The sequence below is a fragment of the Halobacillus sp. genome, assembly GCF_049282395.1.
Classification (GTDB): domain Bacteria; phylum Bacillota; class Bacilli; order Bacillales; family Halobacillaceae; genus Halobacillus.
On sequence record NZ_JBAPTY010000444.1, the window covers coordinates 1 to 8,405 of the forward strand.

Below are 8,405 nucleotides of genomic sequence, written 5' to 3' on the forward strand. Positions count from 1 at the left end.
GTTTATGGGAAGCTCATCCGCAAAATGGGCGATTATGGCACCGGTTTTTGTTCCGTTAATGATGCAGCTTGGCTACTCACCTGAGCTGACTACTTTAGCGTACAGAATCGCCGACTCAACTACGAACATTATTTCACCTTTGATGCCATACTTCGCCATTGTAATTGCTTTTGCTCAAAAGTACGAAAAAAATGTAGAAATCGGAACACTGATTTCGACCATGCTCCCTTATTCCATTGGTTTCCTTATTATTTGGGTCGTTATGCTATTCATTTGGATGCTGACTGGATATCCGATTGGTCCAGATGCAGGATTCTTTTATGAACCGAATAAATAACATTACAAACGTCCGGATGCCTGACAGCATCCGGACATTTTTATGATTTGAAAAAATGATGGATTGTTTCCGTTAAAATCTGTGGAAGTTTATCAAAACTGTAAGTTAGTTCAAGTCGTTCCGTCCATTGGTGGGCGTCTCTGCCACGTGGCCCAATATTAATGATAGGCATCGTAATGGTCTCCATAATTTTAGCAGGCAATTCATACCCTTTTCCTTGTATAGGCATCTGATTAAGTAAATGATCAATGGAAGATTTCATAGACACCGGTCCAATAAAGCTCAAATCGGAAAGCCCTGTGAAATATTCCACTTCAGTCAAGTTCACCCCAAAATTGTTGCGAGCTATCTCAATAGCCTTTTTCGCGCCGCTTTGGATAAGCGGGTCATGGTGAGAAGAAACAGATGGATAGAAAGGAGGGCTGTAGAATAAAACAATCATTGGACTGATATCTTTACATAATGAAGCAAGATTTTGCACAAGACTCGTAGAAAAATCACGGTCTCCTTCATCTCGTTGAGTAATCAGCCGATTTTGACGACGCTCCACTTCTCTCGTTCCATACCGGTCTACTGCTTCTTTGTACAATTGTTCGTATGTCAGGATCCGAATTTCCGGTGAAAAATTCGACGTTTGCGTGCCTTCTAAATAAAAAGAGGCCTGGTGATGGTAATGATTAATGATTTTAGCGCGGGCACGCTGGGCAGCCAGTAACAATTTTTCGTTCAACTGTTCAATCGTCTGCTTCATATATAAAACATTATACATCGCTACAGCAGACTGTGGCGTTTGAACCGAATAATGATGCTTTAAGTCACGCTGCATCAGACTAATAGGAGGGGGTGTTCTCTCCCCATCTACCTGCTCAATAAAAGTTTCGTTCAACTCCATCTCCTGAGCAATATAGCTGACCATCAAGTTAGCATTGAGACCAGCGAAAGGCTCGCCAGCATGTGTTTCTTTCCCGTAGCAAAAAAAACCGGGAAGCGTTTTCCCAATCGAGCCCGTATATAGGTAATTAGCTGGGTCACCTGGGTATTTGCTAAACATTGGTTCTCCATTGATGGCTGTTTTATAACTCAGATTTTCTTTATCTTTTATCTCTGCAAGAGCCGGCAAAGCAGCTAGCATTCCTTCTGAATTGACTTCCTCATCAGGTACGGCTACAAGCAGTAGATTCCCATCAAACTCGCCTTCCATTGCTTTTTCCAATAGTGAAAGGTGCAGGGTTAACCCTGCTTTCATATCCATAATTCCGCGGCCGAACAACCAGTCTCCTGTCAATAAATCCTTGGCTGCATCCTTAGGCAGAACACCAGGGTTTTTATGAAGCTCCTGTGTTAGTTCTTTTGGATAAAAAGCCAGGTTCTGCCAGGACCCATAATCTTCGACGCCAACTACATCCGCGTGGGCAATAAGAACAATTGTATCTTTTGCTTCTCCTTGTTTTACAAGGGCGGTTAGCAGCTGTCGTCCGTCATCCAAAGGGTGAAGGTTTAAGTGTTCAGGATGATCCTGATAATAATTACGATCTTCTAAAATATAATATAAGTATTCAATAACTGCGATCTCAGCATTACTCCCTGTAATACTTGGATATTCCACTAATGAACATAGTAGATCGGTTAACTGCTCTTTTGTCTGCCACTGTCCCATGCTTTACACTCCTTATTGACTTTTTCTGGTTTTTCGAACACAATCAAACTCAAGGTCCAACCTGAATAAGAGGTGAACTTTATGAATACAACGTTTATTTACGCTCACCGGGGAGCAAGCTCACTTGCACCGGAAAATACGATGGCCGCTTTCGAATTAGCTCGCTCCGCACAGGCTGAAGGGATTGAAACAGACATTCAGTTAACGAAAGATCAAATTCCAGTGCTTATTCATGATGAAAACTTACGCAGGACAACAAATGGCACAGGATTTGTACAGGATTATACATATACAGAACTGCGCCTGCTTGATGCTGGAAGCTGGTTTTCCACAGAATTTTCTGATTGTTATATTGTAACACTAGACGAATTCCTTCGCTGGTTCAAGGAACAGCCTATGTTTCTTAATGCAGAATTAAAAACGAATGTAATTGAATATAAAGACATTGAAAGAATTGTATATGAAGCATTAAAAAAATATGATGTGGTCGAACGGACCGTTATTTCCAGTTTTAATTCGGACACCATTCTTCGTATGAAGCAGATTAACCCTTCCATTAAAACGGCTTTTCTAACCTCTACTAAGATGATTAATCTCCCAGACTATGCAAAGTCTTTAGGAGCAGATGCTCTTCATGTTAAGCATCGATTATTAGATAAAAAATTAGTCAAAAGCTGCCAAAAAGAAAAGTTAAATCTGCGCGTCTATACAGTCAATCGCCCTTCTCATATGAAGAAATGTTATCAATTAGGGGTAGACGGTATTTTTACTGATTTTCCTCACCAGGCACTGGAATATCGAGAGCTTATTCATAACAACAGGAAAGGGTTCTTCTAATGTTTTGGCTATTAACGATTATCTTTTTATTTTGGGCCATAATCCTTGTTGATTTTCATAAAGGATTTAAAAATCTGCCTTCAATTGACCATCTACCATTCAGAGATGAAAAATCATTAATATCCGTTATCATTGCCGCTAAAGATGAGGAAAAATCCATTAAACAGACTCTCGAAACTCTTCTGGATCAAAAATACGTGAATCTTGAAATCCTAGCCGTCAATGATCGATCTACTGACTCAACTGGCTCCATTATTGAAAATCTAGCTGCTCAACATGCAAATGTCCACGCTATCACGATTGAGACCTTACCATCTGGGTGGCTGGGTAAGAACCACGCCCTCCACATAGGAGCGCAACAGGCTAAGGGAACCTACTTATTATTTACAGATGCGGACATCTACTTCCATGAAAATGTCGTCTCCCAAGCCATCACCTTTTTAAAAAATGAAAACCTGGATCATTTAACCGCTGCCCCCAATCTCAGGGCCGGTTCTTTTTTTCTAAAAGGGTTAATTTCCTTCTTTCTTTTTGGATTTGGATATTTAAAACGGCCTTGGACAGCTAATCACCCCTCCAAAAAAGGGGGCATGGGAGTAGGGGCATTTCAACTCCTGACTAACACATGCTATGAGGGCATCGGGGGCCACCATGCGATTCGTTTCCGACCGGATGACGATCTTGCCATGGGTCTGCGCATTAAGAAATTGGGCTACAGACAGAACCTGGTGACCGCACTACATAGCTTGTCTGTGGAGTGGTATCCTGACCTTCCATCTGCTTTCAAAGGTTTCGAAAAAAACGCGTTTGCCGGCTTAAATTATTCCGTTTTGTTTGCTCTACTAGCCATAACAGGTGTATTTACTTCTCAAATTCTTCCGTTTATCACCATTTGGAGCAGCCGTCTTCCACTTCAAATGATTAGTGCTTTTACCATCGTTTTGTTATTTTATTTATATGCGTTAACCATGCGGCACCTTACTACATATTCCAACTGGATTGTTTTCGGACTGCCCATTTTCGCTCTGTTATTTATTTATATGCTCTCTAGAGCACTGCTTCTTACTTTTCTTCGCGGCGGTATTGAGTGGCGTGGCAGTCGCTATTCATTAAAGGAGCTTAAGAAATATTATCGCAACTCTGAGGAGGAATAGTTCTGAAACACTTATTATTTTCACCCTATACAATAAAAAGTGTGACCCTGAAAAATAGAATAGTCATGTCACCTATGTGTATGTATTCTTCACATAATCAGGATGGTCATACTCAGCCTTTTCACTTAGCCCATTATGAAAGCCGGGCTGCCGGACAAGTTGGTCTTGTTATGACTGAAGCCACATCGGTGACACCTGAAGGAAGAATCTCACATGAAGACCTTGGAATCTGGTCTGATGATCATACAGAAGGTCTATCTACTCTGACTGAAGCTATTCACCGGCATGGAGCAAAAGCCGGAATCCAGCTTGCTCATGCAGGCCGGAAAGCTAATTTGGATTGTGACATATATGCTCCAAGCGCTGCAGCCTTTAGTGAATCCCTAAAAACACCTGTGGAAATGAATGAACAGCAAATCACTTCTACAGTTCAATCTTTTAAAGAAGGTGCTATACGTGCAAAAGAGGCAGGGTTTGATATTATTGAGCTCCACGGGGCGCATGGATATTTAATTAATCAGTTTTTGTCTCCTCTCACCAATTTCCGGGAGGATAAATATGGTGGTTCTCGTGAGAAACGTTATAGATTCTTGTCCGAAATTATTGATGCTGTGCGAGAAACATGGACAGGACCATTGTTCGTTAGAATTTCCGGAGCAGAATATCATGAAAATGGAAATAAAATGGAGGATTTTATCTACTTTGCTGAAAAAATGAAAGCTCAAGGTGTTGATTTGATTGATGTGAGCTCAGGAGGAGTAGTGCCGGCACCTATCGATCCATATCCGGGTTACCAAGTTAAATATGCCGAGAAGATAAAAGTTGAAGCAGGAATTGACACTGGAGCGGTTGGACTGATTACAAGCGGTAACCAGGCAGAAGAAATCTTACGAAATGAACGCGCGGATCTTATCTTTTTAGCACGGGCATTGTTAAAAAATCCTTACTGGCCAAAACAAGCTGCAGATGAACTCGGGTACAAACTTGAAGGACCAAGACAATATACCAGAGCGTGGTAAATCATTTGATATCAGCAAACTCCTGTAACCCTGACTCATGGAACTTTGAAAAACTATTTTACTCAATAACTTCAATTCGTCCAAAAAAAGAGCCTATACTCAGGAGAACTAGCCCAGGAAAATTAAACAATCAAGGTAAAGTAACTCTTTGCAATGTTGAATGAACATTCATTAGTAACATTTCTCTTATAGTAAGTGTGTTAAAAGGCTTCAGGTGGTATGATGTGATTAGTAGGAGGGAGATCTAATGGAACTATTTTTTTTAGGTACAGGATCCGGAGTTCCGTCAAAGGAAAGAAATGTTTCTTCCCTCGCCCTCCGCATGTTGGAAGAACGTGGAACTACTTGGATATTTGATTGCGGAGAAGGAACGCAGCAACAGATCTTACATACAAATCTAAGACCAAGAAGGATCGAGGTTATATTTATTACTCACCTCCACGGTGATCATATTTACGGGCTACCCGGCCTGCTGAGCAGCCGTTCTTTTCAGGGGGGCGAAACTCCAGTAACCGTTTACGGCCCGAGGGGATTAAAAGAGTACATCGACATTAGTCTGCAGATTAGCGGCACACATTTGCGCTACCCTCTTTATGTTGAGGAAGTCGAAGAAGGCCTTCTATTTGAAGACGATCAGTTTGTTGTCGAAGCGGTTTCTTTGCAGCATGGGCTGGAAAGCTATGGTTATATTTTAAGCGAAAAAGACAAAATTGGAGAACTTAAGCCGTCTAAACTAAAAGAGCTAGGTCTTGAACCCGGACCTATCTACCAGTTAATTAAGAGTCAATCTCAGACACGGTTGGATAATGGAACGATCATTTATAGAAAAGATGTTTTAGGACCTCCAAAAAAAGGTAGAAAAATATCAATTCTAGGAGATACTCGATACATCCCTGATTTAAAATATAAAGTTAAAGATTCAGATGTACTTATTCATGAAGCTACTTTCGCAAGCGATGAAAATCAGATGGCCTACGATTACTTTCACTCCACGGTACAACAGGCCGCTACTCTTGCAAAAGAAGCTAATGTAAGAGAGCTTATTCTCAATCATATCTCCTCCCGCTATCAGGGGATTACACTGAAGCAGCTTGAAACGGAAGCAAGAAATATATTTGCACATACACAAGTCGCGTATGATTTTTTTCAGTACTCAATTACACGTAATACGTGAAGGAGGAAATTGTGATGCAGACCATTGTTCAAAATCAAAAGCGTTGGTACGAAGAAGGTCACACAAAAAGTTATCAGTTCCGGAAAGATCAGCTCTTACGCATGAAGAAAATGATTGGAACGTTTGAAAAACCCATTATTGAAGCACTAAAATTTGATTTAAACAAGTCTGAATTTGAAGCGTATGTTTCTGAAATTGCTTTTTTAAAAAGTGAAATAGACCATCATGTGAAACACCTGAAACAATGGATGACCCCTCAAAAGGTCAAAGCACCCTTAACCCATAAAGGTTCTAAAAATATGATTTATAAAGAACCTTACGGAACGGTTCTGGTTATTGCCCCCTGGAACTACCCGTTCCAACTGGCCCTGGCTCCAGTGCTTGGAGCTATTGCGGCGGGTAATACCGTTATCATTAAACCATCTGAACATACTCCGACAGTTTCATGGGTCATTAAAAAAATGGTAGAACAGTACTTTTCACCTAACTATATTGCAGTAGTCGAAGGGGATAAAGAAGTGACTCAGGAACTAATGGAACAGCCGCTTGATTACATTTTTTTCACGGGGAGCGTACCTGTGGGAAGAAAGATTATGGAGAAAGCCAGTAACCAGCTGATCCCGGTAACGTTAGAACTGGGTGGTAAGAGTCCGGCGATTATCAATAAAGACGCAGCAATTGATCTTGCTGCCAAACGGATTGTGTGGGGTAAATTTACTAATGCAGGACAAACGTGTATTGCTCCTGATTACTTGCTTGTCCATCATGAAGTGAAGGCACCACTGATTAAGGCCATGAAAAAATATATCCGTGAATTTTATGGGGATCAGCCTCTGGATAATCCAGATTATGTAAAAATCGTGAACGACCAGCACTTTGAGCGAATTTCTTCCTATCTAGATGCAGGAACGGTGGTTTCCGGTGGTGCTTTAGATGAAAAGCGTCAAATGATTGAACCTACTATTCTGGACCAGGTGAATTGGTCTGACCCTGTCATGCAGGATGAAATATTCGGTCCCATTCTTCCGATTTTGACATTTGACCATTTATCAGAGGTGATCAGCCAAGTGAATAATCGTCCCAAGCCATTAGCTCTCTATTACTTCGGAGAGAGTGAAACAGATCAGGAAGAAATTATGACCTCCATTCCATTTGGGGGTGGCTGTATTAATGATACTCTATACCATATTTTAAACCCCCACCTTCCTTTTGGAGGAGTTGGAGAGAGTGGAATGGGAAGTTATCACGGACAAGCAAGTTTTGACACCTTCACCCATTTGAAAAGTATCACGAAACAAACAACAAAGTTCGACCAGAAATTCAGATATCCAGGCTCCTCTTTTGGGTTAACTATCATCAAGAAGGTTCTCGGTTAAGCATAGAAAGATCAAGAGCGTGATTAGTAAAGATCACGCTCTTGATCTTTTATTAGTAATTATACTTTAAATTAGAAAGAAGGAAGATTATCTAAATTATTGTCAAGTTCCCCATCTGGCTGACTTCGCAAATGATCTTCTCCATCTTTACCTCGAATCAGATTCACATGCTCCAATTCTCCATTTCTAGCCATTTGATGCGCCTCGTGATAATCCACTATTCTTCCTGATGATAACTTCATTTCCACAATACTTCCTTCTCCATTTTTCCTGACAGCGATGATTTGTTCCGCCATGTCATTACCTCCTTTTTCTTAGTATGTATCCTTTTAAATGAATTATAAGGTTTAAACGTTTTGAGGGGTATAAATAATGAAATTATAGTTAAATTAACGATAAAGATAGGAGGAAAAACCATGCCCCTCAATCATTTTGAACACGTGACAGAACAGTTGGCCCAAGCTAAACAAGCAGTTGAGCGGATGCAGGAGAATCAAACCGGATTTGCAGAAGCACAGCAGCATGTGAAGATAGCTGAAGAGGCTCTCAATGAATTAATGCATGATCCTGACCTAATTTCTGAGACTGACCAGAAAGAAATTCAGCGGGCTAGCGATTTGCTCCGTCTAATTGTAGAAACTTATCAGGCTTCCAACTGAACATTTAAACCACTGTTCTACAGCACAGTGGTTTATTTACATATAGTCCCTATCTACGTTACATAACCTTTAACGACACTGAATATATTTAGGACAAGCAATTAAAGAGGGAGTGTCATGTTGGGGGTTTTTTTTAGTTACATTTTGCTAGGGTTATCGCTTGCCGCGCCAATCGGTCCTATAAACGCTGCA

At 40.8% G+C, this 8,405-nt stretch carries 9 protein-coding genes and 1 pseudogene; 8 read left to right on the plus strand and 2 right to left on the minus strand.

What is annotated here, in order from left to right:
• Nucleotides 1-337: AbgT family transporter (locus WAM07_RS18375; RefSeq protein WP_422168837.1), on the plus strand; the 337-nt coding region annotated here is incomplete at its 5' end.
• Nucleotides 338-377: 40 nt separating this feature from the next.
• Here the strand turns inward: WAM07_RS18375 and WAM07_RS18380 are convergent.
• Entirely contained in the window at nucleotides 378-1,994 is a 1,617-nt protein-coding gene (locus WAM07_RS18380; RefSeq protein ID WP_422168838.1) for a M20/M25/M40 family metallo-hydrolase, read from the minus strand.
• A gap of 81 nt (nucleotides 1,995-2,075) precedes the next feature.
• On the opposite strand from WAM07_RS18380, the gene WAM07_RS18385 reads away from it, so the two are divergent.
• The 5 genes from WAM07_RS18385 to WAM07_RS18405 all read left to right on the plus strand — a co-directional run bounded on the left by WAM07_RS18385 (nucleotide 2,076) and on the right by WAM07_RS18405 (nucleotide 7,554).
• Complete coding sequence (locus WAM07_RS18385; protein ID WP_422168839.1) at nucleotides 2,076-2,831, plus strand: glycerophosphodiester phosphodiesterase; 756 nt, start codon at nucleotides 2,076-2,078, stop codon at nucleotides 2,829-2,831.
• Nucleotides 2,831-3,985: a glycosyltransferase gene (locus WAM07_RS18390; protein ID WP_422168840.1), complete on the plus strand. Its 1,155-nt coding sequence runs from the start codon at nucleotides 2,831-2,833 to the stop codon at nucleotides 3,983-3,985. Before WAM07_RS18385 ends, WAM07_RS18390 begins: the two co-directional genes overlap by 1 nt.
• Nucleotides 3,986-3,987: 2 nt before the next feature.
• The gene (gene namA, locus WAM07_RS18395; RefSeq protein WP_422168845.1) at nucleotides 3,988-5,004 is read left to right on the plus strand and encodes an NADPH dehydrogenase NamA; all 1,017 of its coding nucleotides are present in this window, start codon (nucleotides 3,988-3,990) and stop codon (nucleotides 5,002-5,004) included.
• Between the two features lie 247 nt (nucleotides 5,005-5,251).
• Entirely contained in the window at nucleotides 5,252-6,178 is a 927-nt protein-coding gene (gene rnz / locus WAM07_RS18400; protein WP_422168841.1) for a ribonuclease Z, read from the plus strand.
• Nucleotides 6,179-6,192: 14 nt separating this feature from the next.
• Nucleotides 6,193-7,554: an aldehyde dehydrogenase gene (locus WAM07_RS18405; RefSeq protein WP_422168842.1), complete on the plus strand. Its 1,362-nt coding sequence runs from the start codon at nucleotides 6,193-6,195 to the stop codon at nucleotides 7,552-7,554.
• Nucleotides 7,555-7,625: 71 nt separating this feature from the next.
• On the opposite strand, the gene WAM07_RS18410 is transcribed toward WAM07_RS18405, so the two are convergent.
• Nucleotides 7,626-7,850 carry a DUF3892 domain-containing protein gene (locus WAM07_RS18410; RefSeq protein WP_422168843.1) on the minus strand — a complete coding sequence of 75 codons (225 nt, stop codon included), beginning with the start codon at nucleotides 7,848-7,850 and terminating at the stop codon, nucleotides 7,626-7,628.
• A 120-nt stretch (nucleotides 7,851-7,970) separates the two neighbouring features.
• Here WAM07_RS18410 and WAM07_RS18415 point away from each other — a divergent pair, with 120 nt between their 5' ends.
• A complete protein-coding gene (locus WAM07_RS18415) occupies nucleotides 7,971-8,213 on the plus strand; it encodes a hypothetical protein (protein ID WP_422168844.1) in 243 nt (80 codons plus the stop codon).
• Between the two features lie 120 nt (nucleotides 8,214-8,333).
• Nucleotides 8,334-8,405: pseudogene (locus tag WAM07_RS18420) on the plus strand (amino acid transporter); the annotation flags it as partial.

Bases quoted from the DNA above. Each gene is read 5' to 3' on its own strand.
- WAM07_RS18380 (WP_422168838.1), bottom strand. From the start codon at position 1,994: ATGGGACAGTGGCAGACAAAAGAGCAGTTAACCGATCTACTATGTTCA.
- WAM07_RS18385 (WP_422168839.1), top strand. From the start codon at position 2,076: ATGAATACAACGTTTATTTACGCTCACCGGGGAGCAAGCTCACTTGCA.
- WAM07_RS18390 (WP_422168840.1), top strand. From the start codon at position 2,831: ATGTTTTGGCTATTAACGATTATCTTTTTATTTTGGGCCATAATCCTT.
- rnz (WP_422168841.1), top strand. From the start codon at position 5,252: ATGGAACTATTTTTTTTAGGTACAGGATCCGGAGTTCCGTCAAAGGAA.
- WAM07_RS18405 (WP_422168842.1), top strand. From the start codon at position 6,193: ATGCAGACCATTGTTCAAAATCAAAAGCGTTGGTACGAAGAAGGTCAC.
- WAM07_RS18410 (WP_422168843.1), bottom strand. From the start codon at position 7,850: ATGGCGGAACAAATCATCGCTGTCAGGAAAAATGGAGAAGGAAGTATT.
- WAM07_RS18415 (WP_422168844.1), top strand. From the start codon at position 7,971: ATGCCCCTCAATCATTTTGAACACGTGACAGAACAGTTGGCCCAAGCT.